Origin of the sequence: Bradyrhizobium sp. WYCCWR 13022 (genome assembly GCF_030435535.1) — a bacterium.
Taxonomy (GTDB): domain Bacteria; phylum Pseudomonadota; class Alphaproteobacteria; order Rhizobiales; family Xanthobacteraceae; genus Bradyrhizobium.
The window spans coordinates 66,494-89,905 of record NZ_JAUIZJ010000018.1; the positions used below are offsets into that span (position 1 = coordinate 66,494).

Genomic DNA, 23,412 nt, shown 5'->3' on the forward strand with positions numbered 1-23,412 from the left:
CCCGACACTCCCTCCGTCGAAGGGCTTAAGGTCCCTCAACCACAGATTTTGGGGCCTAAACTTCACCTCAGACTGGACGCGTTCCCTAACTCTTGGGAAGAATAGCCCAATCGGATCAAAAGGGAATGGCATTGTCGGAGATTGCATGCGGGGCGGGTGAGGTAACTGTCGGCCGCACCGCCGAAGCCAATAGCTTTGCCGATATCGGCGGCCTGCTCGCGTTTCATGCCCGAACGACCCCGGCGGCGCCGGCCCTGCTCGCGCCCGGCCGCCCGCCTCTGTCTTACGGCGGGCTCGGCGCCAGGATCGAGCACCTGCTCCGCACGCTGCGCGGCCTCGGCATTTCACCTGCCGACCGTATCGCCGTTGCGCTGCCACGCGGCGCCGACAGCGCGCTGGCCTTGATCGCGGTCGCATCAAGCTGTGCATGCGTTCCCGTCAACCCTGATCTGACGGCGGACGAGCTGCAACGCTATTTCAGCGAGATGAAGCTGACGGCCCTCGTGACGTGGTCCGATATGAACTCGCCCAGCCGCGACGTCGCCAGATCACTCGATGTTGCGGTGATCGACTTCGTGCCGGGACCGGATACGGATCTCGGCGGCTGCGAGTTCATCGGCCCGCGGATTGGTACGGCCTGCGCAAGCGGCGCTGCGCGCGCCGAGGACGATGCGTTCATCCTGTTGACGTCGGGCACTGCGGCGCGCCCGAAAATCGTGCCCCTGACGCATCGCAATGTGTGTCTCTCCGCCCAAAATGCCGGCCGGGTGCTGTCGCTCGCTCCGCAGGATCGGCTGCTGAATGCCCTGCCGCTGTTTCACGCCCACGGACTGATCTCCGGCCTGCTGACGGCGCTGGCGGCCGGCTCCAGCGTGATCTGCACCAACGGTTTCGACGCGCCGTCCTTCTTCGGTTGGATGCGGGATCTGCAACCGACCTGGTACACGGCGGTGCCGACCATTCACCGCGCGTTGCTGACCGCCGCGGAAGCAAACCCAGAGCGCGTCCGATCGTCGTCGCTGCGCGTGATCCGCTCGGCCTCGTCCTCGCTCGCGCCAGCGATTCTCAACGGATTGGAGACGACCTTCGGCGTCCCCGTGCTCGAGACCTATGGCATGACCGAAGCGGCCTCGCAGATCGCGGCCAATCCATTCGAGCTGCGCAAGATCGGGTCGGTCGGCCGTGCCGCGGGCCCTGAAATCGCGATCATGAACGAGACGGGCCGCGGGCTTGCCAGCGGTGAGCGCGGCGAGATCATGCTGCGCGGGCCGAACATGAGCCGCGGCTATTATAATGACGAGGCGGCGACACAGGCCGCATTCCGCGATGGCTGGTTCAGGACCGGAGACCTCGGCTATCTCGATGCCGACGGTTATCTCTTCATCGTCGGGCGCATCAAGGATGTCATCAACCGCGGCGGCCAGAAGATCTCGCCGCTGGAGGTGGAAGAGGTTCTGCTGGCCCACCCGGCGGTGCTGGAAGCCGGCGTCTTCGCCGTTCCCCATGCCAAGCTCGGCGAGAACGTCGCCGCCGTCGTGGTGCTGCGTCCCGGTTCCGAGGCGACTTCCGACCAGTTGCGCCAGTTCGCGCGCAAACGTCTCGCCGCCTACAAGGTGCCGAGCCTGATCCGCAACGTGGCGGCGTTGCCGAAAGGCGCCAGCGGCAAGGTCAAGCGCAACGCCCTGGCCGAGATGATCTCATCGGCCCATGACGACGACGAGACGCAGCTGCCGCGCAACGCGCTGGAGACCCAGCTCGCGGAGATCTGGGCCAGTCTCCTGGAACTTCCGCATGTCGGAATCGATCAGGACGTCTTCGCGCTCGGCGCCGATTCGCTCGCGGTCACGCAGATGCGTTCGCGTCTGCGCGAGCGTTTCAACGTCGACTTCTCCTTCGAGGACATCTTTGACTGCGCCACCGTCGGCGCGCTGGCCGCCCGGCTCGAGACCACGGCACATCGCGATCCAACGCTGCCGGCATGGCGCGCGGAGACTGCCGAAGGGGACGCGCCACTGTCGTTCCAGCAGCAGCGAATGTATGTGCTCTCGCGGCTCGACCCGACCCGCTACAATTATAATGTCGTCGAGGTCGCGCTGCTCAAGGGCGAGCTCGACATCGCCGCGCTTCAGGCGGGCTGCGCTGCGATCTGCGCGCGGCACGAGGCGCTGCGCTCGGTCTTCGTCGAGCGAGAGGGCGAGCCCATGCAGCGCGCGCTTCAGGCGGCGCCGCGGTTCGAGCGGATCAAGCTCAAGCCCTGCCCGCCGCAGCGGCGCGCTGCGGTCGTCAGGCGCGAGGCCGTGAAGCTCGCGCAACATGCGTTTGATCTTGCGTGCGAGCCGCCGCTGAAGGTCACGCTGCTTTCGTTCGACACATTCAGCCATGCGCTGGTCGTCAACGTCCATCATCTCGTTACCGATGGCTGGTCGCAGCGGCTGTTCTGGGAGGCGCTCGCCGCCGGGTATTCTGCCGCGCGTCAGGCAATCGCGGCGGTGCGGCCCTCACAAACCTTCCAATATCGCGACTTCGCGCGCTGGCAGCAGAGCTGGGCGCAGACACCGGCGGCGAAAGAGCAGCTCGATTACTGGAAGGCCCAGCTCGACGGGGTCACCACGCTGCCGCTGCGAACCGACCGCCCGCGGCCTGAGGTCTGGAGCGGCCACGGCGCGCGTCATTATTTCGAGTTCAGCAAGCCGCTCTCGGCCGATATCCGCACTTTGAGCCAGGACCAGGGCGTCACGCCCTTCATGACCCTGCTCGCAGTCTTCCAGTGCCTGCTGTTCCGCCATACCGGACATGAGGATGTCGCGACGGGTTCGCTGATCGCGAACCGCAACCAGATCGAAAGCGAGCGGCTGATCGGGCTGTTTGCCAACACGCTCATCCTGCGCAACGATTTCAGTGGCGACCCGACCTTCGGCGAGATGCTGCGGCGGGTGCGCCAGGTCACGCTCGATGCCTATCGCAACCAGGATCTTCCGATCGAGGAAGTCCTGCGCACGTTGCAGATCGCGCGAAGGACGGACGGCAATCCGCTGTTCAGGATCATGTTCATTCTCCAGAACGCTTCGATCGAGGCGGTGCGCTTTCCCGGCCTGTCGACGCGCCGGCTCGAAGTCGACCCGAAGGTCGCGCGCTTCGACATCACGCTCGAACTGGTCGAAGCCGATGGCCGCTTCACCGGTTTCTTCGAATACGCCACCGATCTGTTCGACGCAGTGACGATCGAGGGCATGGCGGATCAGTTCAAGACCCTGCTGAAAGCAGCCATCGCCAATCCGGAGCAGCGAATCTCGCGCCTGCCGCTGCTCACCGACGCCGAACGCAGGCGGCTGCCGGCGAAAGGCCGCCCCGCCAATTTCACGACGCGCGGCAATCTCTGCGAACGTTTCGAGCGGCAGGCGAAAAAGACGCCGAATGCCGTTGCCATATCCGACGGGTTGTTGTCCCTGAGCTATCGCGAGCTGGCCCGCCGCAGCCAGGCGATCGCGCGCTGGCTCACGCGCGAAGGCGTCGGCGCGGAGAGCGTGGTCGCGCTGTTGGCGGACCGAGGGCCCGACCTGCTCGCGGCGATGATTGGCGTGCAGCGCGCCGGCGCGGCCTTCCTGAACCTCGATCCCGAGCAGCCGCCGGCACGGCTCGCAACCATCCTCGGATCGAGCTGCGCCAACGTGTTGCTGGCTGGGCACGCGCAGGCCACCATGGTCGACCAGCTGCTCGAGCCGCTGGTCGCGCGCATCCATGTGGCCGAGATCGAGGACGCGATCGCGCTCGAATCGACCAGGCCGGCTCGCGCGGCGCGGCGTGCGGGGGCGAGCCTTGCCTACCTCGTCTATACGTCCGGCTCTTCCGGTGCGCCGAAGGGCGTCATGATCGAGCAGCGCGGGCTGTCGAACCATCTGGCGTCGTTGATTTCCGAGCTTGGGCTCACGAGCAAAGACGTGGTCGCTCAGACCGCGCCGCAGAGCTTTGTGATCTCGGTCTGGCAGTTCCTCGCCGGTCCCATGACCGGCGCGCGGGTCCATGTCTGCAACAACGCGGTCGTGCGGGACCCGATGCTGCTGGCACGCGAGATCGAGCGGGAAGGCATCACGGTGCTCGAGATCGTGCCCTCGCTGCTCCGCGTCGTCCTCGAACGCCTCGACGAGGCGCCAATGCTGCGCGCCTTTGCCAAGCTGCGACTGCTGATCTCGACCGGCGAGCCGCTGCCGGTGGATCTCTGCCGCGCCTGGTTCGCTCGCTGCCCGAAGGTGCCCCTGATCAACGCCTATGGCGCCTCGGAATGTTCTGATGACGTCTCCCTGCACCGGCTGACCAAGGCGCCGGACACGACGATGACCAATGTTCCGGTCGGCGCACCGCTGCCCAACACCCAGCTCTACGTACTCGATCCGAACCTGGAGCCGCAGCCGATCGGCGTGGTCGGCGAGCTCTGCATCGGCGGCGCCGGCGTCGGCCGCGGCTATGTCAATGATCCCGCGCAGAGCCGGCAGCGCTTCATCCCCGATCCGTTTGCGCGCGAGAAAGGCAGCCGTCTGTACCGCACCGGCGATCTCGCCCGACGCCGTGTCGACGGGACGATCGAATGCCTCGGCCGCACCGACCTTCAGGTCAAGGTCCGCGGCTATCGTCTCGAACTCAAGGAGATCGAGGCGGTGCTTGCCGACCACGCCGGCGTCCGCGCCGGCATCGTCGAGCCGCGACGCGACGCCAATGGTGATATCAGGCTGATCGCCCATGTCGTTGCCAGATCAGGCAGCCAGACCAGCGCCAGCGAACTGCGCGAGTTCCTCAAGGGCCGGCTGCCTGTTCATGCGATCCCGTCGGCGTTTCTGTTCCTGGATCAGGTCCCGCTCAATGCCCATGGCAAGCTCGATCGCTCGGCCTTGCTGGCGTCGCCGCAACCGGAAACCGGCGGCACGGAGACCATCGTGCCGGCCCGTCGCTTCACCGAAAAGGTCCTGTCCGACATCTGGATCGACCTGCTGAAGGTCGAGAGCCTCGGTGTCACCGACAATTTCTTCGACCTCGGCGGCCATTCGCTGCTGGCGGGTCAGGCGATGGCGCGCATCGCGCGTGCGCTCGGGGTCTCGCTGCCGATCAAGACCATCTTCGAGGCGCCGACGATCGAAGAACTCGCCCGGCGGGTCGACGAAGCCGTGGCAACGAAGCCGCAAAAGCCGGCGGCCAGTCCCCCTCGCCTGGCCCAAAGCGGTTCGCCCTCGCTGTCGATCGCGCAGGACCAGATGATGCGGATCGAGCGGAACCTGCCTGATCTGCCCCTGTTCAACCTGCCCTTCGCTTTCCACCTCGAGGGCCCGATCGATCCGCGCCGACTTGCGCAAGCCATCGACGACATCGTGCGCCGGCACGATTCGCTGCGGACGGCATTCGGCTGGAATGGCGACGAGCCGGTCAGCCGCATCATCGCGCCTGCCACGCTTGGTCCGGCCTTGACCGTCGAGAGCATCGGCGAGGGACGGCCCCACAACAGCAAGCGGCGAAGAGCGCTCGAGTTGAAGAAGATCGAACTCCTGATCGCGCAGGAGGCCTATACTCCTGTTAACACCGCCCGGGCGCCGCTGCTGCGGGCACGGCTGCTGCGCCTTCACCCAGCGGATCACATCCTGCTGCTGACGCTGCATCATACCATCGCAGATGGCTGGTCGATCGGCGTGCTGTTCGAGGAACTGTCCAACCGCTACGCTACACTGGCGGGCCATCCGTCGGTGCCTTTGCCGAAGATGCCGCTCGCGTACTCCGATGTCGCACGCTGGCAGCGCTGGTGGTGCGGGACCGAGGCCGCCCGCCGGCAGGCCGCCGACTGGACCGAAAATCTGCGCGGCGCAGCTCCCTTGTTCGACGGCGAAGCGCGACCGGGCGCGTCGACCGGTCATCATCCACTCAGCCTGGAGCACGATCTCGTCGCCCGGCTCACCGCCTATGCGCGTCAGCACAACGCCACGCTGTTCATGTGCCTACTTACCGGCCTGAAGGCCCTACTGCTCGCCCAGACCGGACGCACGGACATCTCGATTGCCACCGCCATGGCCAACCGCGCCCAGCCGGACACCGAGCGAATCGTCGGGCCGTTCGAGAACACGGTGATCGTCCGCAGCCGAATCACGCCGGATCTCTCGTTCACGCAAGGGTTGGCGCGGGTGCGCCAAAGCGTGCTGGACGCCCATGCGCGGCAGGAGCTGCCGTTCAACATCCTGGCCGACCATCTGGAGCAGGAAGGCATCGATGCCACATCGCTGCTCCAGGTCTATTTCACGCTGCAAAATCCGCTGCGCCAACCGCTCGACCTGCCCGACGTCGCGGTGCGATCGATCGGGAACGTCGCGCGCGAGGGCCAGCCGGTGCTGCCGGTCGACCAGACCTGGCTGTCGCTGATGCTGAAGGAGCGCCCGACCGGGATCACAGGTTCGTGCAATTACAAGGGCGATCTGCTCGAAGGCACCATGGTGGGCACGTGGATGGAAGACCTCGTCGCGCTACTGGGCGCTGCCGTCACCCAGCCGAATACGCCGCTCGATCGGTTGCTCGCCCGCAGGGCGGCATGACCCGCTGGACAGGGCCGGCGAACAAGGGTTCACCCGCTAAAGCTGTGAATGAACAAGTTGCATCTTGATTCTTTGGTGCGGGCGCGCAAGATTATTCCCGTGTTTTGATTTGAACTGTTATTTTCAACCGGGGGAGAGTTATGGGTTTCATCAAATTTACCAAGGGTACCTCGCTGAGCGACAAGGACCGCAAGGCGCTGCAAAAGCTGCTGACCGCTGAGAAGAAGAAGCTTCAGTCCGCGCTGAAGGACGTCGATGCCAGCCTTTCGGTGTTGGGCGGCTCGAAGAAAGCCAAGAAGAAAAAGTAGAATTTGTCGGCCGGGACGCCGCACGAATCGTCGGATTTCATTTCCAGATTTGGGCCGCTCGCCTGTCGAGTTGGGGTCTCGTACAAGCTTGCACATGTGAACTGGCCAGCAATCGCCAAGAATTCGCCTGGGTGGACCGCTAGGAGCAGTCCGCTCAGTCGATTCCTGCCTAGTTGATCCTTCAGTCAGGCCGGATTTGGCCTCCGCCTGACGCTATGGGCCCGTTTGATGGCAGACGACGGCATTGAACTGTTTGTCGGACTGATCGAGAGCATCGACACGCCAGGCGACGTCGATGCGTACCGGCGGCTGCTCTCGCTCGACGAACGCATGCGCGCCGACCGCTTCATGTTCGAGCGCCATCAGCGACAGTATATCTTCGCGCACGCGATGTTGCGCATGGCGCTCTCGCACGCGGCCCCGGAGGTTGCTCCGACCGATTGGTCGTTTTCGACCGGCCGCTACGGGCGGCCCTTTGTCGCGGCGCCCACGACGTCGACAGCGCTGCATTTCAGCCTGTCCCACGCCGACGGATGCGTCGCCTGTGTCGTGTCGAAGCACGAGACTGTCGGCGTCGACGTCGAGACGGTGTCGCGGCGCGTGGCGCCGCTGTCGACTGCGCTTCGCTTCTTTGCACCGGAAGAGGTCGAAACGCTCCGCACGCTACCGGAGCCAGCCGTGATCGAGCGCTTCTTCGACTACTGGACGCTGAAGGAAGCTTATCTGAAGGCCAGAGGCTTTGGGCTCAATCTGCCGCTCGATGCCTTTGCGATGCAGGTGTCGCGGGAGGCGATCGGGATCAGCTTCAAGCCCGACATCGCCGACGATCCTGCCGGCTGGCGCTTCTCGCTGTGCTCGCCGTCACCATCGCATCGCCTGGCGATCGCCGACGGCTCGCGCGCGGCCGGCGGCCTGCGTATCACCCGCAACGCCTGGCCATTCCAGGAAGCGGCGGAGTGATGGCGGCGCGGCTGCGCGTCTTTCCCGCGATCTCGCGTAACCGGGATCCCAAGAAATATGTCGGCGAACTGATGCGGGTGGCGGAGTTCGCCGATCGCAATGGCTTCGAAGGCATTCTGCTGTTCGAAGGCAACGACGTCTTCGTCGAGCCCTGGGCCATGGCCCAGCACATCATGGCGGCGACCGCGCGATCCTCGCCGCTGATTGCCGTCAATCCTGTTTACATGCACCCGTTCACGGTGGCGAAATTCGTCTCGTCCCTTGCACAGCTCCACGGCCGCAAGGTCCATCTCAACATGATCACGGGGACCGCGATCAGCGATCTGCAGGGGCTAGGCGACGAGCAGTCGCATGCCGATCGTTATGTCCGGCTCGGCGAGTTCGTCGCCATCGTGCGCCAACTGCTTTCGAGCCCGCGGCCGGTCACCTTCGAGGGCAGGTTCTATCGCGTGAGCAATCTGCAACTGCGGCCGCGGTTGCCGGCCGAGCTGATGCCGGAATTCCTGATCGCGGGGCAATCGGACGCGGCACAGCGCGTCGCCAAGGAGAGCGGCTGCATCAAGATGCAGATGCTGCCGCCCGATCTCGATCGCGGCCTCAACGCTCCCGGAATGAATTTTGGCATCTTTGCGCGCGAGAGCGGCGACGAGGCGCGACGGGCCGCGAAGGCGCGCTTCCGCGACAATCCTGACGACCGCGAGCTGCTCGCGCTCACGGTGGAGAACTCGGATTCCGTCTGGAAGCGGCGGCTCTATGAGGGCCAGAGCGGCGATCTCGCCGACAATGGCTATTGGTTGCTGCCCTACCTCACCTTCCAGGCAGACTGCCCTTATCTCGTCGGCAGCTATGCCGAGATCGGCGCGAAGCTGAGGGAATTTGCCGCGAAAGGTCTGACCACGATCATGCTGGACATGGTCGCGGACGAAGCCGAGATGCAGCACGTCTGCAAGGCGCTCAAATCGAGCGGGATGTTTTGAGGCGCCTCTTCTCTCTCCCGTTCTTACGGGGAGAGGTGGGGAGATCACCTTGCCTCTTCGAACCCCGCCAGCACCGACGTCAGGTTCGCGCCGAGAATATCCGAGAGATAACCGCCCTCCTGCACGAACACAGTCGGCAGGCCCATCCTGGCTATGGCCTGGCCGATGCGGCGGAAGCCGGGCGTGGTGACGGCAAGGCCCTTCAGCGGATCATGCTCGGAGGCATCGAGGCCGAGCGCGATCACGAGCGCGCCCGGTGCAAAGGATTCGATGGCCTTGCGCGCGATGTCCATCGCCTGGATGTAGCCGTCATCGCCGGTGCCGATGGCGAGCGGAATGTTGAGATTGGTGCCGAGGCCAGGCCCCTCGCCGCGCTCATGCGCATACCCCCAAACGAAGGGATAGTAGGCGACCGGATCGGCGTGGATCGAGATCGTGTAGACATCCCGCCGCGCGTAGAAGATGCCTTGCGTGCCGTTGCCGTGGTGGACGTCGACGTCGAGGATGACGACGCGCTCGTGCTTCTGCCGCAGATGCGCGGCCGCGATCGCGCTGTTGTTGAGGAAGCAGAAGCCGCCGGCCATGTCGCGATAGGCGTGATGGCCGGGCGGACGGCAGAGCGCGTAGACCGCATCCTCGCCGTCCATCACCATTTGCGCGGCGCTGACCGCAACGTCCGTCGCGGCGCAAGCCGCAGCCCAGGTGCCCGGACCGATTGGAGCCGCGGTGTCGGCGGTGTGCCAGCCGAGCTTGCCGACAACGTGGGTCGGATAAGTCGCTGCATGACGCACCGGATGGATGTTGCCGATCATCTCCGGACCGGAATCGCCGAGCGCTGTCCAGGCATCCCAGGCTTCGCTCAGGAACGACAGATATTCCGGACTGTGAATGCGGGCGCGCGGACCCTGGCCGAATGTGGTCGGCTCGACCAGTTGATGCCCGCCGTCCTTCAAGCCCTTGAGCAGGCGGTCTGCACGCTCGGGCTGCTCGGTGGTGCGCTTGACGACGCCGCGAACCAGGAAGAATTGCGGATCGTGGCTGCGGTGCAGTTCGGTATGGACGGCTCTCACTCAATGACTCCGTGCTCGCATGCTTTCTGACTTGACGCGTTTTCTTGACGCGAACCGGTATCCACTTCGCTCGAAAACGCTTTGGCTGCGCCACAGATTTCTTGATCCCTGCGGCGTCCAGATGCAAGCAAGAAGAATGCCGTCCTCGTCCTCACGCCCTGCGCGGGAAGCAGATCGCCCTTGAGTTCAGCAGCGCCCCCGCTGGAGACAATGCTCGCGGCCCTGCTGATCGGTGCGGAAGGATTCGATGAAGCCGCCCTGGCGCTGGGTGACGAAGACGGTCTTGCCGTCGCTGCCACCAAAGGCGAGATTGGTCGGCTCTTTGCCTTTCAGCGCGATCTCGCGCTCGACCGCGCCATTGGGCTTCATCAGGGCGATCGTGCCCTTGAGAATGCGCGCGACATAGAGACGCCCGGCAAGATCGGTGCGCAGGCCGTCGATCGTGTCGGGCTGGAACGTCTTGACCAGCTTTGCGTCAGTGAGCTCGTTGCCGCGGATGGCGTAGGACCAGACCTGGCCGTTGCTGGACTCACCGACATAGAGCGTCTTGCCGTCGGGGCTGAGATCGATGCCGTTGGTAGTACCCATCGCGCGCGGCGCCGACATCACCTGCCCCTGCACCGATCCGTCCACGGATTTCGTCATGCGCCAGACGTGGCCTTCCCGGCCCTTCCAGTTCGGATCGCTCGCATAGATCGTGCCATCGCGGGCGATGGTCATGTCGTTGGGCTGGTTCATGTCGTCGGAGTGAAACCAGACTGCGGGCTCGGTTGCACCCTTCGGGATCGCAAAAATGTTGTGCTTCTTGTAGTCGGCGATGAACATCGTGCCGTTGCGATCGAAGCGGATGGCGTTGCCGACGCTTCCTTCGGGCAATGCGGTGAAGGCCTCCGACGCCGCAGCGCCCGCGCGCAACCGGCCGATGGTGCCGGGCTTGCCGAAATTGACGACAAAAAGGTTGCCGTCGAGATCGGCGGCGGGCCCTTCGATGCCATGTGTATATTCGTCCGCGGGCGTCACCTGCACGCTTTCGAACACCTTCGTCTCGGCTGCGAGGAGCGGCGTCGCGACGACGAGCAGAATGCTACGGCAAAGGCACCAGAAAATCCTGCCGGATGTAATAGCCATCGTCGTCGCTGCACTCGCCGTTCAAGTAGGGATCGGCCGGCCGGAAGAATCGGCTGAAGCCGGGTTTGTCTACAGCGTTCCTTTGTGTCACGACAACGACCTTGGCGGCCGGTATTTCGCCGCATTCCTTGTTCGCCTTGCTGACGAACTTGCGCTGTGGCAGGCCGAGCTTGATGCGCATCGGTGTCCCCGGAACCATCCTGGCAACCAGCAGATCAACCGTGTTGAGCAGCGCCGCGTAACCCGGTTCGGTCTTCGGCAGGCCCTCGCCGCCGGGCGGCATCAGCTTCTCTGCGCCGATGCCGCGCAGCCGCGCGCGCAGTCTGCCGGAGGCAGGATCGCCCGGGTAGATCCAGCCATCCTGCGACAGCATGAAGCGCAGCACGGCGGCGTCCTTGTCGGCGTCCGACTGCCCCGCCTTCAGGCCGAAATCGGAGTGGCAGCCGACACAATGCTTTTCGACGAGGTTCTTGCGCAACGCGGTGATGCGGATCTTGTTCTGCGCATCCTTGGCGACGAAGGCGGCAAGCTGGTCGATCAGCGCCTGGCTGCGTGTATCACAGGGCAGCGGCGGCGGTGGATCGCCCACGGCGCGATCGATCCGGATGATGGTCTGGTTCTTGTCCTCGACCAGCCAGATCGCACCATCCTCTGCGACTGTCATACCGACGGGGGCGCCTTGCGGCCGCGCACCGTTGACGCGGTGCCAGCCGGCGATCAACTCCTCGAACGGGGCAGCCGTGACGTCGCCGGCGTCGGTCTGAAAGGTATGAGTCGGATCGGCCGCGCAACTGACGTGGTAACGCACCGGTGGCGGGGCCGGCTTCGGGAAGCCGTGGTCGTCGACGTCGTAGATCAGCACGCGGCTGCCGGTCGGGCGATAGCCGTGCAGACTGACCAAGAGCTTGCCTTCGAGCTCCGGAAACATTGCACCGTGATAATACAGCATCGAGAGCGGCGCACCGTGCGGCGGCAGCAGTGAGAAGGGCGCCTTGTACAACGGATTGCCGGTGCAAAGCGATTTGTAGACGCCCGATTGCAGTACGAGTTTGAACTCGGGGCTCGGCGTCGACAGATCGTAACAATAGGGCCAGCCATAATGCCTGCCCTGCTCGATCGCGTTGATCTCCTCGTTCGGCTTGAAGATGTCGGGTAGATCGCGACCGTTCTCGCCTTGCAGGAAGGCGTAGCCGGGATCCGGGAAATTCGGATGCAGCACCAGCGCCATCGAATTGCGCAGGCCCCGCGCGTAGATCGTATGCGGCGGATCGGGATCGTTCGGCTTCAGCGCCGGGAAGACGCCACCTGACGGCGGTGTGAACAGCCAGATCGCGGCCATGGCGGAGGCGCCTTCGGCGGCCGCACAAGGTTTCGTGATAGGCGCCGACGTGATGCAATCGTCGCTATGGGCGCCGACATTGACGAACAGCCGCCCGTTCCTGTCGAACACGAACTGCTTCAGCGGATGTGCCGCCTCATCGAGCTTCGTGCCGTCAGGCAGCGTGATGCGGCGGCCCGGCATGTGGCGGATGATGGTCTCGACCGTGCTGCGCGGGTTGTCAGCGAGCGGATCAAAGCGGAAGATGCTCTCCGCGGTCGAGGCGTAGAGCTTCTTGTCTGGACCGATCACGAGGCCGAACGGATATTCGACGCCGGTCAGAAGCTCCTTGAACCGCTGACCGCTAGCCGCGTGCGGATCGAGCAGCAGCAGCCGGCCATCGGTGTGGCCCCAGCCACCCATGTCGGCGACCACGAACAGATCGCGGCCCGGCACCTGAATGATCGACCGCGGAAATTTCAGATGGTCCTCGTCGCTGGCGACGAGGCCCGCGCAGAAGCCGGCTTTCATGTCGATCTGGACTCTTGGAAAGGCGAGATCGCCGCTGCCGCAGGTCTCCGATCCCAACACGTAGCCGCTCTTCCTCACCGGCTCGGACGAGGCCGGGGCGATGCCGAGCAGCGCTCCGAGCAAAACCACTGCAAATACACGCAGATTTCGGCGTTCGCTGGCGAATGTGAACTGGTTCACGGTGTCTCCCCGGACTTTCCGGAAAGCTTGTTCCATGGCGCCTCGGCGTCGTCCAGCCATCACCCGTCTGTGATTAAACCTGTAACGACCTTCGCGCCGACCAACCTCCGTAAATTCCCTTACCGGGCTCGACCCGAATGTTTCGGGAATGCTTGGGGTGGTATCGGTCTGCCGTCCCAATCGCTTTCCGCAGGAGGCGCTTATGGTCCAGGTTTACTTTCACTGCTCCAACACCGAGGGCACGCTGATCGACCGCTACGGCGCTGCCGTCGCCAATCTGACCGAGGCGCGCGACCGTGCTGCCCAGATCATGAATTCGATGATCCAGACGCCCGGCAGTGAAGACTGGCGCGACTGGGTGATCCATGTCGCCGACGACGACGGCGAGGAGATCTTCGATCTCCCCTTCACCGCCATGCTCGGCAAGCCGCATTGAGGTGATGCCATGCTGCTTGCTTCACTGAGCCTGCTCCGCCAACCCTTCACCTTCGTCGCCACAAAATGGCAGAAGCTGGTGCAGATCGCCGGCAACCCCTATCGTCCCGAGCTGCACTACATGCGCGGCCCGGGCCCGAAATGGCACGCCAAGTATCAGGCCAGCCGCCTGAACCGCGGGCTCTGAGCGCGCCATACCGGGCGCGGCGGGCGCCTGCCACGCCCCACCGCGGTCATCCGGCCCTTTCAAGATTGAGCGTTCCTGTCTACGTTGCGCCCCAATTTTCAAGCTGGGAGCGCTTTCATGTCCAATGAATTTAGACTGTCCAATTACCTGGCTCGGATCGGCCATGGCGGCCCTGTAAGGCCGGACCTCGCGACGCTCACCGCGCTCCATGCCGCCCATGTCAACGCGATCCCGTTCGAAGGTCTCGATCCGCTCCTCGGCCGGCAAGTCCGACTCGATCTCGCTTCGGTCCAGGCCAAGCTCGTCGACAGCAGGCGCGGCGGTTATTGCTTCGAGCAGAACGCGCTGTTCAAGGCCGCGCTTGAGACGATCGGCTTTGCCGTGACCGGCCTGTCCGGCCGCGTGCGCTGGATGTCGCCGCCAGAAAGCCCGCTCGGTCCGAAAGTCCATATGCTTCTCAAGGTCGACCTGCCGGAAGGCCCCCATATCGCCGATGTCGGTTTCGGCGCCTGCGTGATGGATGCTCCCTTGCGGTTCAAGACCGAGATCGAGCAGCCGACTGCAATGGGCACCTTCCGGCTCGGCGAGACCAACGGGCTGTTTTCAATCAGCGCCAGACAACCCCAGGGCTGGCGAACGATGTATGTCTTTGACCTGGAGCCCCAGATCCAGTCCGACTACGAGCTAGGAAACTATTTCACCTCCACCAGCTCGCTTGCGCCCTTCACTAGCACCCTGATCCTGGAACGCGTTGATGCCGACAAGCGCTACAAGCTCGCGAACCGTCGGTTGACGATCGAGGCGCGAGAGGGCGAGGTGCGCCACGAACTCACGATCGACAGCGCCCATGACCTAGGCCAGGTGCTCCAAGAGACGTTCAATGTCGAGCTACCCGGCCCGACAGACGACGTCTTCGGACGGATCGGCGGATAGCCGACGCCTATTGCCGGCCCACGGAATCATTGACGCGCGGCCGCGCCAGCTTCACATCAGCCATCTCGCAGACGGATGTTCTCGCTCACCGCAATGTGCCATTGTCCGCGACGCTGCCGCCGATTGAAGAGCCGACCGTCAACGCAACGAAGCCAAGGCAAAGCCGAAAACATCATGCCTCACCAGTTCAGCCTCAACCAAACCGTCCGCAAACCCGCCGTGAAATCCAAGGGCGGCATCGTCGCGTCGCAATCGCGGCGGGCGGCCGAGGTGGGGGCGCAGGTGCTGGCGGCGGGCGGCGACTGCGTCGACGCGATCGTGGCAACCACTTTTGCGCTGAACGTGCTGGAGCCCTGGAACAGCGGGATCGGCGGCGGAGGCGCGATGGTGCTCTACCGCGCCAAGGAAAATCGGTATGAGGTGATCGACTACGGCATGTGCGCGCCACTGAGCATCCGCGCGTCCGATTACCCCATCGTCGGAGACCGCCTCGCGACCGACCTGTTTCCGTGGCCGCGGGTGAAGGACGACCGCAACGTTCACGGCCCCGGCGCGATCGCTGTGCCAGGCGTCGTCGCCGGCATGGAAGAAGCGCACCGTCGATACGCCAGGATGTCGTGGAAGGAGCTGGTCGCTCCGGCGGCCGCGCTCGCCGGCGAAGGCCTGCTGGTGGACTGGTGGACCGAACTGACGATCGCGGGCTCGGCGACAGATCTTCGGCGCTATCCCGCGAGTGCAGCGATGTTCTTGAAGGACGGCCTGCCCCCGAGCCCGCCCTGGAGCATCGAGGCCGAGATCCGGCTGCCGCAGGACAATTTGAAGGCCACGCTGCTGCACCTCGCCGAGGCCGGGCCGCGCGACTTCTATCAGGGCGATCTCGCCAGGAGCATCGCGTCCGACGTCAAGGCCGACGGCGGCTCCCTGTCGGTCGAGGATCTCGCCGCATTCCGCGCCCACCCGCGAGAGCCGCTGGCGATCCCCTATCGCGGCGGCAAGGTGTATGCGACGCCGGAACTCACGGCCGGGCCGACCATGGCGCATGCGCTGCGCCTGTTGCAGCAGAATTTGATGCCGGCACGCGCGCCGGATGCGGCCGCTTATGCTGAATATGCCGTTGCCCTGCAAGAGGCCTATCGCGAGCGGCTCAAGGACATGGGCGATGCCGACGGCAAGCGCTCGCTCGGCGCCGAATATCTCGCGCCGGCCTGCACCACGCATTTCTCCGTGGTCGACCGGGACGGCAACGTCGCCGCGGTGACGCAGACGCTGCTCTCGTCTTTTGGCTCGAAATATGTCACGCCGCACACCGGCATTCCCATGAACAACGGCATCATGTGGTTCGACCCGACGCCGGGCACCACCAACTCGCTCGCCCCAGGCAAGCGCTGCCTCACCAACTACACGCCTGTCATCGCCGAGACCAAGGACGGCAAGCGCCTCGCGGTCGGGGCCTCCGGCGGCCGCCGCATCCTGCCTTCGGTGATGCAGCTCGTGTCCTTTGCGATGGATTTCGACATGGATCTCGATGCCGCCATCCACCAGCCCCGCATCGATTGCAGCGAAGGCGCGATCGTTCTCGGCGACACCAGGCTGCCGGCGGACACACGCAAGGCGCTTGCCGCACGCTTCGACTACAGGGAAGCGCCGGTGCAGACCCTGCCGATGAAATTCGCCTGCCCGAGCGTCGTGATGCGCGACGGCGATACGAATTCCGGTGCGGTCGAGATATTCCAGCCCTGGGCCGACGCGGTAGCGGAAGGTTAAGGCTAGATCCCCAACCGGTCACGCACGCGGCCAGCAATCACCGCTGTTGTCACGCCGACCGGCCAGAACGCGTGCATCGGGATCGGATTGATGCCGGTGACGGGCATGTCGATCTCGGCCTTGGCGCCCCCGATCAGCCGACGCGCGAGCTGCGCGCCCATTGCAGTGGAGAGCGCAACCCCGCGGCCGTTGCAGCCGAGCGAGATCAGAATGCTTTCCGCGGGCTCGTGCACATGCGGATAATGATCCCTGGTGATGGCGAGCCGGCTGTTCCAGCCGTGGGTCCAGGCCACGCCTTTCAGCTGCGGCCACAGCCGCTCGGCGTAGCGGATGAGATAGGCGACGTCATCAGGCGAGTTGATCCAGCGCATCGGCCCCCGGCCGCCCATCAGGAGGCGGTTGTTCTGGTCAATGCGGTAGTAGACCGTGATGTGGCCGCTCTCATAGAGCACGGGCCGCGTCGGCATGATCGAGCGCGCGACATCGTCCGAGAGCGGCGCGGTGGCGGCGATCGAGGAAAACACCGGCACGATGGTGCGGCGAAGCGCCGGCCAGAGATCGTCGGTGAAGCCGTTGGTGGCGAGCAGCACCTTGTCGGCATGCACGACCGCGCGCGGCGTCTCGATACGCCAGCGACTGCCGTCGCGGCGCAGCGATTGCGCCGGTGTCTCGCTGTGAACCTTCGCACCCGCCGAGATCGCGGCGCGCGCAAGGCCACGGGCGTAGCTCAGGGGGTGCAGATCGCCGCCGCGGGCGTCCAGCATGGCGCCAATGTAGCGATCAGTGCCGGTCATCTCGCGCAGCTGCTCGCGATCGAGATACGTCACCGGCATACCGCGACGGATGCACTGCCGTGCGGTCTGCTCGATCGCAGCGGCGCTGGCCTCGTTATAGGCCGCGCGCAACGTCCCGTTCTGCCGCGCCTCACACGGGATCTGGTAGCGGCGAATCAGATCATGGGTGAAGTTCGGCGTGCCGTAGGAAAACTCGATCATGCGGCGGCCGAGCTCCGTGCCGAAATCGGCCTCGATCTGATCGGGATCGTGTTTCAGGCCGGGATTGGTGTGGCCGCCGTTGTTGCCGGACGCGCCCCAGCCCGGCTCCTGCGCCTCCAGCACCAGCGCCTCGACTCCCTGCTCCGCCAGATGCAGCGCCGTGGAGAGCCCCGTGTAACCGCCACCGACGATTGCGACGGATACGTTCTTGTCCGTATCAAGCGGCGGCGTCGCCACCGGCGCGACGGCGGTGTCGGCGTAGAGCGAAGGCGGCAGCGGCAGGCGCGTCATTGCAAAAGTCCGGTTCAGAGCGGATGCAGCACGCGGCGCAGGAAATCCTGCGTGCGCGGATGCCGGGGTTGGTTGAGCAGCGCTTTCGCCGGCCCCTGCTCGACGATGACGCCCCCGTCGATGAACAGCACGCGATCGGCGACGTCGCGGGCAAAACCCATCTCGTGGGTGACGACGACCATGGTCATGCCGTCATCGGCGAGCTTGCGCATGACGCCGAGGACGTCGCCGACCAATTCCGGATCGAGCGCCGAGGTCGGTTCGTCGAACAGGATCGCCTTGGGCTGCATTGCCAGCGCCCGTGCTATCGCAACGCGCTGCTGCTGACCGCCGGAGAGCTGCGGCGGATGTGCATCGGCCTTTTCAACAAGGCCGACCTGGGCGAGCAGCGCGCGGCCACGCTCGATCACCTGGGCGCGGGGCTCGTTCTTCACGAAGAGCGGACCTTCGATGACATTCTCCAGTACCGTCCGATGAGGAAACAGATTGAAGCGCTGGAACACCATCGAGACTTGTGTGCGGATCGATACGATCGATGGCGCGTCGCGATCGACCTTGAGGCCTTCGACGCTGATCTCGCCGCGGTCGTAGCTTTCGAGCCCGTTGATACAGCGCAGGATGGTGGACTTGCCGGACCCAGAGGGACCGATGATGCAGACCACCTCGCCCTTCTGCACGGAGGCCGTGATGCCCTTGAGCACCTCGACCTTGCCAAAGCTCTTGTGGACGTCGCTCAGCTCGATCATTTCTTGCCCGCCCGCTTCTCGAAGTGACGGACCAGCAGGATCAGCGGGATGCTCATGGTGAGATACATCAAGGCGACCATCGTGAACACGCTGGTGTTCTTGAAGGTCGAGGACGCGATCAACTTGCCTTGCAGGGCGAGCTCGGCGACCGTGATGGTCGAGGCCTGCGAAGAGTCCTTCAGCATCATGATCATGACGTTGCCGTAGGGCGGCAGCACGATGCGCACCGCCTGCGGCAGCACCACGCGGCGCATCGTCAGCCACCAGCCCATGCCGATCGATTGCGCCGCCTCGATCTGCCCCTTGTCGATGGCCTCGATGCCGGCGCGGAAGTTTTCAGCCTGGTAGGCCGAATAGGCGATGCCGAGACCGAGGATCGCGGCCTGCAAGGCGCTGAGCGTAACGCCGAGATCGGGCATCACGAAATAGAGGTAGAACAGCAGCACGATGATCGGGATGCCGCGGATCACGTTGATCAGGCTGGCGCTGAGCATCGCCAGCGCCTTGATGCCGGAGACCCGCATCATCGCCCAAATCAGGCCGAGCACCGTCGAGAGCAGCAGCGAGCCGATCGTGACGACGATCGTCAGCGCGACGCCGTTCATCAGAATCGGGAAAAACTCGACGGCGTCGTGCCAGAAACCTTTCATCGGGTCGCCTGCGATGAACCGCTATCAGCCCTGAGCCTTCAGGCCCCATTTGCCGAGGATCTTGTCGATGGTGCCGTTGGCCTTGAGCTTTGCCAGCGACGCGTTGATCTTGCCGAGCAACGCGGTCTCACCCTTGCGGACGCCGATGCCGACCGAGCCGACGGTGACGGGCTTGTAGCCCTCAACGAGCCGCGTCTCGGGAAAACCGCCCTGCTTCAGATTGTAGGCGAGGATCGGATAGTCGGCGTAGCCGGCCTTGAGACGGCCGGTGTTCACGTCGCGCAGGATGTCGGGGATGGTGTCGTAGGCCTTCACGTCCGCGAACAGGCCGGTCTTCTTCAGCGCATCGACAAAGGCGGTACCGACCTGGGCACCGACCGTCTCACCCTTCAGATCGTCCTGCGTGGCATAGGCCTTGGTATCGCTCTTCGGAACGACCAGGCCTTCGCCATAGGTGTAGATCGGATCGGAGAAATCGACGACCTCTTTCCGGGGCGCCGTGATGAACATCGCGGCGGCAATGATGTCGATCTTGCTCGAGGTCAGCGACGGGATCAGCGCCGAGAACTGCATCGGCTCGATCTGCACGTTGAAGCCGGCGTCCTTGCCGATTTCCGTGACGAGATCGACCATGATGCCCTGGATGGTGTTGGTCTTGGTGTCGAGGAACGTGAACGGAATGCCCGTCGGCGTCGAGCCGACCTTGAGCACCTGCTGCGCCGATGCGGGCGCCCCGGCGCAAAGTGCGAGCGCCGCGATTGCGGCCAGACCAATACGCTTCATCGCATCCCCCTTTGGGCTTGCCGATGACGGCGCTGGTGCATGTCCTGATCAGACATTGCGGGCCAAGCCGTTTCGGCCTATTTTCACCGATATGAAAATTTGGTCACACTTTCGCGGACGATGCAAGCGATTTTCATGCACATGAAGGAAGCGGTTTGACGTGAGCGGTGGTAAAAGAATGCGCAAACCGGCCGCCGCAAAGCCGGCGAAGAAAGCCGAGAACCGTGGCAAGAACGGCCGAAAGGCTATCGCACAGCCGACAGAGCCCGCAATGGACGTTGCTGTCGGCCGCCGCATCCGCGATCTCAGGCGGGTCAGGCAATTCTCGCTCGAGGCGGTCGCCGCGCGGACGGATCTGTCGATCGGCTTCCTCAGCCAGATCGAACGCGGCCTGTCGTCACCATCGTTGCGTGTGCTGGCGACGCTCGCCGACGTGCTCGGCGTCGGCATCGCCGCACTGTTCGGCGCAAGCCCGAGTGCTGATGGCGCATCCGATCAGGTCGTCACACGCGGATTGCAGCGGCCCGAGCTGAAGCTTTGGCGCACGGGCGTGTCCAAGCAATTGCTGAGCCCGGCCAGCGCCGACAACAAGCTCAATCTATTCCTGGTGCATCTGGAGCCCGGTGGCTCCACCGGCGACGAGCTCTACACCCACGACGGCGAGGAAGCCGGCCTCGTTCTGGAAGGCGAGATGCTGCTGACGGTCGACAGCGAGACGTGGTCGCTGAAGAGCGGCGACAGCTTTCGCTTTGCCAGCCGCAGGCCGCACCGGTTTTCCAATCCGGCGCAGGATGCGAAGGCCGTGGTGCTGTGGGTAAATTGCGTGACAGGGGCGGGGTAGGTTTCACCGTCATTCCGGGGCGATGCGAAGCATCGAACCCGGAATGACGTCATCAATCACCCGAACCGGTGCTGATACCGGTCCACCGTCAACGCACTCACATCCACCTCCGGCTTCTTGCCCGAGAGCATATCCGCGAGGATGCGGCCGGAGCCGCAGGACATGGTCCAGCCGAGCGTGCCGTGGCCGGTGTTGAGATGGAGGTTGGCGTATTGCGTCGGGCCGATCACCGGCGGGCCGTCCGGCGTCATCGGACGCAGGCCGCTCCAGAACGTCGCCTTGGCGAGATCGCCGCCGCGCGGGAACAGATCGGTCAGGGAATGATCAAGCGTGGCGCGACGGGCGCCGTAGAGCTTGGTCGAGAAGCCCGAGATCTCGGCGGTGCCGCCGACGCGGATGCGATTGCCGAGACGGGTGATCGCGACCTTGTAGCTCTCGTCCATCACGGTCGATTCCGGCGCACCGGAGGCGTCCTTGATCGGCACCGTGATCGAATAGCCCTTCACCGGATAGACCGGCAGCGAAATGCCGAGCGGCGCAGCCATTCGCGACGAATAGCTTCCGAGTGCGAGCACGTACGAGTCGGCCTGCAACATCCCGGCGCTGGTCGCAACGCCGCTGACGCGTCCGCCATCCGTGACGATGCGGTCGATGCCGGTGTTGAACATGAAGCGCACGCCGAGCGCCTGCGCATGCTTGGCCAGCGCCTGCGTAAACATGTGACAGTCGCCGGTCTCGTCCTGCGGCAGGCGAAGCCCGCCGACGAATTTTTCCTTCACGCCTGATAGCGCCGGCTCGACCGCGATGCAGCCTTCGCGGCTCAGCGTCTCGTAAGGCACGCCGTACTGCTTGAGCACGGCGACGTCTTCGCCGGTGCCGTCGAGCTGGGCCTGGTAGCGGAACAGCTGCAGCGTGCCCTGCGCGCGCTCGTCATATTGAATGCCGATGTCGCGGCGCAGATCGCGCAGGCAATCGCGGCTGTATTCCGCGATCGGGATCATCCGGCTCTTGTTGACCGCGTAGCGCGCGCTGGTGCAGTTGCGCAGCATCTTGAGCAGCCAGACCCACATGACGGGATCGAGCTTCGGCCGGATCACCAGCGGTCCGTGCTTCATCAAGAGCCACTTGACCGCCTTCACCGGCACGCCGGGGCCGGCCCATGGCGAGGAATAACCGGGCGACACTTCGCCGGCATTGGCAAAAGACGTCTCCAGCGCCGGTTCGGGCTGACGGTCGACGACCGTCACCTCGTGGCCGGCACGGGCGAGGTAGTAGGCAGAGGTGACGCCGATGACACCGCTGCCGAGGATCAGAACTTTCACGCTTGGTCAAACTCCCGCGGCATCACGCTCGCCGCTGCAAGATAAAACTCACCAGCGGCGAGAGCAATTATCAGGCCACCTTCTTGATGGCGTCGCCGAGGATCGAGACCATCTGGTCGATGTGGCTCTTCTCGACGATGAGCGGAGGCGACATCGCGAAGCTGTCACCGCTCATGCGCAGATAGAGGCCGGTGTTGAAGCAGTCGACCATGACGTCGTAACCACGCGCACCGACGGCGCCGTCGCGCGGCGCGAGCTCGACCGCGCCCATCAGCCCGCAATTGCGGATGTCGACGACGTTCGGCAGGCCCTTCAGCTGATGCAGCGTATCGCGCCAGTATTCGGCCATCGTCGCACCGCGCGTCAGCAGGCCCTCGTCCTTGTAGATGTCGAGCGTGGCGATACCGGCGGCGCAGGCGGTCGGATGCGCCGAATAGGTGTAGCCGTGGAACAGCTCCATCTGGTTCTCGGGGCCGACCATCATGCCGTCATGCACCTTGCGGCTCGCGAACACCGCGCCGCAGGGAATGGTGCCGTTGGTGATGCCCTTGGCGGTCGTCATCAGGTCCGGCGTGACGCCGAAGAAGTTGGCGGCGAACGGCGTGCCGAGACGGCCGAAACCGGTGATGACCTCGTCGAAGATCAGAAGGATGCCGTGCTTGTCGCAGATCTCGCGCAGCCGTTGCAGATAGCCCTTCGGCGGCGGCAGCACCGCGGTCGAACCCGGCACCGGCTCGACGATCACGGCGGCGATGGTCTCGGCGCCGTGGAGGCCGACGAGACGCTCGAGATCGTCGGCGAGTTCGGCGCCATGCTCCGGCTGATCCTTGGCGAAGGCGTTGCGGCTGAGGTCGTGGGTGTGGCGGATGTGGTCGACGCCCGGCAGCAGGGTGGTGAAGGCGCGGCGGTTGGCGACCATGCCGCCCACCGAGGTGCCGCCGAAACCGACGCCGTGATAGCCGCGCTCGCGGCCAATCAGCCGGGTGCGGCTGGCCTGGCCGTTGGCGCGATGATAGGCGAGCGCGATCTTCAGCGCGGTGTCGACCGATTCAGAGCCGGAGTTGGTGAAGAAGACACGATCGAGGCCCTTCGGCGCGATCTCGGCGAGACGCTCGGCGAAGTCGAATGCCAGCGGATGACCCATCTGGAACGACGGCGCGAAATCCAGCGTCATCAGCTGCCGCTCGACGGCGGCGGCGATCTGCTTGCGGCCGTGGCCGGCGTTGACGCACCAGAGGCCGGCGGAGCCGTCGATCACCTTGCGGCCGTCGACGGTGGTGTAGTGCATGCCCTCGGCCGAGGAGAACAGGCGCGGCGCCTTCTTGAACTGACGGTTGGCCGTGAACGGCATCCAGAACGAGTCGGTCTTGATAGTGTTCGGAATCTGATGAAGGGTCACGGGCCACGCTCCTTTGCTGACGCCATAGCAG

Annotated in this window: 18 protein-coding genes; 9 read left to right on the forward strand and 9 right to left on the reverse strand. The window is 64.7% G+C overall.

The window, feature by feature from the left end; translation table 11 throughout:
• The first annotated feature begins 125 nt into the window (after nt 1-125).
• The 4 genes from QY049_RS25110 (at nt 126) to QY049_RS25125 (ending at nt 8,808) form a co-directional block, all read left to right on the forward strand.
• On the forward strand, nt 126-6,563 hold the full coding sequence (locus QY049_RS25110; RefSeq protein WP_301270080.1) for a non-ribosomal peptide synthetase: 6,438 nt from the start codon (nt 126-128) through the stop codon (nt 6,561-6,563).
• Between the two features lie 140 nt (nt 6,564-6,703).
• A complete protein-coding gene (locus QY049_RS25115; RefSeq protein ID WP_258765396.1) occupies nt 6,704-6,871 on the forward strand; it encodes a hypothetical protein in 168 nt (55 codons plus the stop codon).
• 228 nt (nt 6,872-7,099) lie between these two features.
• Nucleotides 7,100-7,831, forward strand: coding sequence for a 4'-phosphopantetheinyl transferase superfamily protein (locus QY049_RS25120; RefSeq protein WP_258765395.1), 732 nt, complete (start codon nt 7,100-7,102; stop codon nt 7,829-7,831).
• On the forward strand, nt 7,828-8,808 hold the full coding sequence (locus QY049_RS25125) for an LLM class flavin-dependent oxidoreductase (protein WP_258765394.1): 981 nt from the start codon (nt 7,828-7,830) through the stop codon (nt 8,806-8,808). The genes QY049_RS25120 and QY049_RS25125 overlap by 4 nt, the downstream gene beginning before the upstream one ends.
• Before the next feature lie 44 nt (nt 8,809-8,852).
• Here QY049_RS25125 and QY049_RS25130 read toward each other — a convergent pair whose 3' ends face one another.
• From QY049_RS25130 to QY049_RS25140, 3 genes are all read right to left on the reverse strand, one after another.
• Nucleotides 8,853-9,878: a histone deacetylase family protein gene (locus QY049_RS25130; RefSeq protein ID WP_258765393.1), complete on the reverse strand. Its 1,026-nt coding sequence runs from the start codon at nt 9,876-9,878 to the stop codon at nt 8,853-8,855.
• A gap of 186 nt (nt 9,879-10,064) precedes the next feature.
• Nucleotides 10,065-11,006, reverse strand: a complete 942-nt coding sequence (locus QY049_RS25135; RefSeq protein ID WP_258765392.1) for an SMP-30/gluconolactonase/LRE family protein — start codon at nt 11,004-11,006, stop codon at nt 10,065-10,067.
• Nucleotides 10,963-13,035 (reverse strand): sorbosone dehydrogenase family protein, encoded by a 2,073-nt coding sequence (locus QY049_RS25140; RefSeq protein WP_258765391.1) that lies wholly within the window; start codon nt 13,033-13,035, stop codon nt 10,963-10,965. The genes QY049_RS25135 and QY049_RS25140 overlap by 44 nt, the downstream gene beginning before the upstream one ends.
• A 202-nt stretch (nt 13,036-13,237) precedes the next feature.
• On the opposite strand from QY049_RS25140, the gene QY049_RS25145 reads away from it, so the two are divergent.
• The 4 genes from QY049_RS25145 to QY049_RS25160 all read left to right on the forward strand — a co-directional run bounded on the left by QY049_RS25145 (nt 13,238) and on the right by QY049_RS25160 (nt 16,354).
• Nucleotides 13,238-13,471 (forward strand): hypothetical protein, encoded by a 234-nt coding sequence (locus QY049_RS25145; protein ID WP_194464114.1) that lies wholly within the window; start codon nt 13,238-13,240, stop codon nt 13,469-13,471.
• A 9-nt stretch (nt 13,472-13,480) separates the two neighbouring features.
• Nucleotides 13,481-13,657: a hypothetical protein gene (locus QY049_RS25150; protein ID WP_194477571.1), complete on the forward strand. Its 177-nt coding sequence runs from the start codon at nt 13,481-13,483 to the stop codon at nt 13,655-13,657.
• 117 nt (nt 13,658-13,774) lie between these two features.
• Nucleotides 13,775-14,590 carry an arylamine N-acetyltransferase gene (locus QY049_RS25155; RefSeq protein WP_258765390.1) on the forward strand — a complete coding sequence of 272 codons (816 nt, stop codon included), beginning with the start codon at nt 13,775-13,777 and terminating at the stop codon, nt 14,588-14,590.
• A gap of 174 nt (nt 14,591-14,764) precedes the next feature.
• On the forward strand, nt 14,765-16,354 hold the full coding sequence (locus QY049_RS25160) for a gamma-glutamyltransferase family protein (protein ID WP_194477573.1): 1,590 nt from the start codon (nt 14,765-14,767) through the stop codon (nt 16,352-16,354).
• 2 nt (nt 16,355-16,356) lie between these two features.
• Here QY049_RS25160 and QY049_RS25165 read toward each other — a convergent pair whose 3' ends face one another.
• Genes QY049_RS25165 through QY049_RS25180 form a run of 4 tightly spaced genes read right to left on the reverse strand, consistent with a single transcriptional unit; the run spans nt 16,357 to nt 19,819 of the window.
• Nucleotides 16,357-17,640, reverse strand: coding sequence for an FAD-binding oxidoreductase (locus QY049_RS25165; RefSeq protein ID WP_258765389.1), 1,284 nt, complete (start codon nt 17,638-17,640; stop codon nt 16,357-16,359).
• Nucleotides 17,641-17,654: 14 nt separating this feature from the next.
• Nucleotides 17,655-18,386 carry an amino acid ABC transporter ATP-binding protein gene (locus QY049_RS25170; RefSeq protein ID WP_194477575.1) on the reverse strand — a complete coding sequence of 244 codons (732 nt, stop codon included), beginning with the start codon at nt 18,384-18,386 and terminating at the stop codon, nt 17,655-17,657.
• Nucleotides 18,383-19,036, reverse strand: a complete 654-nt coding sequence (locus QY049_RS25175) for an amino acid ABC transporter permease (protein ID WP_258765388.1) — start codon at nt 19,034-19,036, stop codon at nt 18,383-18,385. The genes QY049_RS25170 and QY049_RS25175 overlap by 4 nt, the downstream gene beginning before the upstream one ends.
• A gap of 24 nt (nt 19,037-19,060) precedes the next feature.
• Nucleotides 19,061-19,819 carry an ABC transporter substrate-binding protein gene (locus QY049_RS25180; RefSeq protein WP_194477577.1) on the reverse strand — a complete coding sequence of 253 codons (759 nt, stop codon included), beginning with the start codon at nt 19,817-19,819 and terminating at the stop codon, nt 19,061-19,063.
• Nucleotides 19,820-19,997: 178 nt separating this feature from the next.
• On the opposite strand from QY049_RS25180, the gene QY049_RS25185 reads away from it, so the two are divergent.
• A complete protein-coding gene (locus QY049_RS25185; protein WP_258765387.1) occupies nt 19,998-20,660 on the forward strand; it encodes a helix-turn-helix domain-containing protein in 663 nt (220 codons plus the stop codon).
• A 56-nt stretch (nt 20,661-20,716) separates the two neighbouring features.
• Here QY049_RS25185 and QY049_RS25190 read toward each other — a convergent pair whose 3' ends face one another.
• Together QY049_RS25190 and QY049_RS25195 are read right to left on the reverse strand one after the other, a co-directional pair.
• Entirely contained in the window at nt 20,717-21,982 is a 1,266-nt protein-coding gene (locus QY049_RS25190; protein ID WP_258765386.1) for a D-amino acid dehydrogenase, read from the reverse strand.
• A 70-nt stretch (nt 21,983-22,052) separates the two neighbouring features.
• Nucleotides 22,053-23,381, reverse strand: a complete 1,329-nt coding sequence (locus tag QY049_RS25195; protein WP_258765385.1) for an aspartate aminotransferase family protein — start codon at nt 23,379-23,381, stop codon at nt 22,053-22,055.
• Nucleotides 23,382-23,412 lie beyond the last annotated feature (31 nt).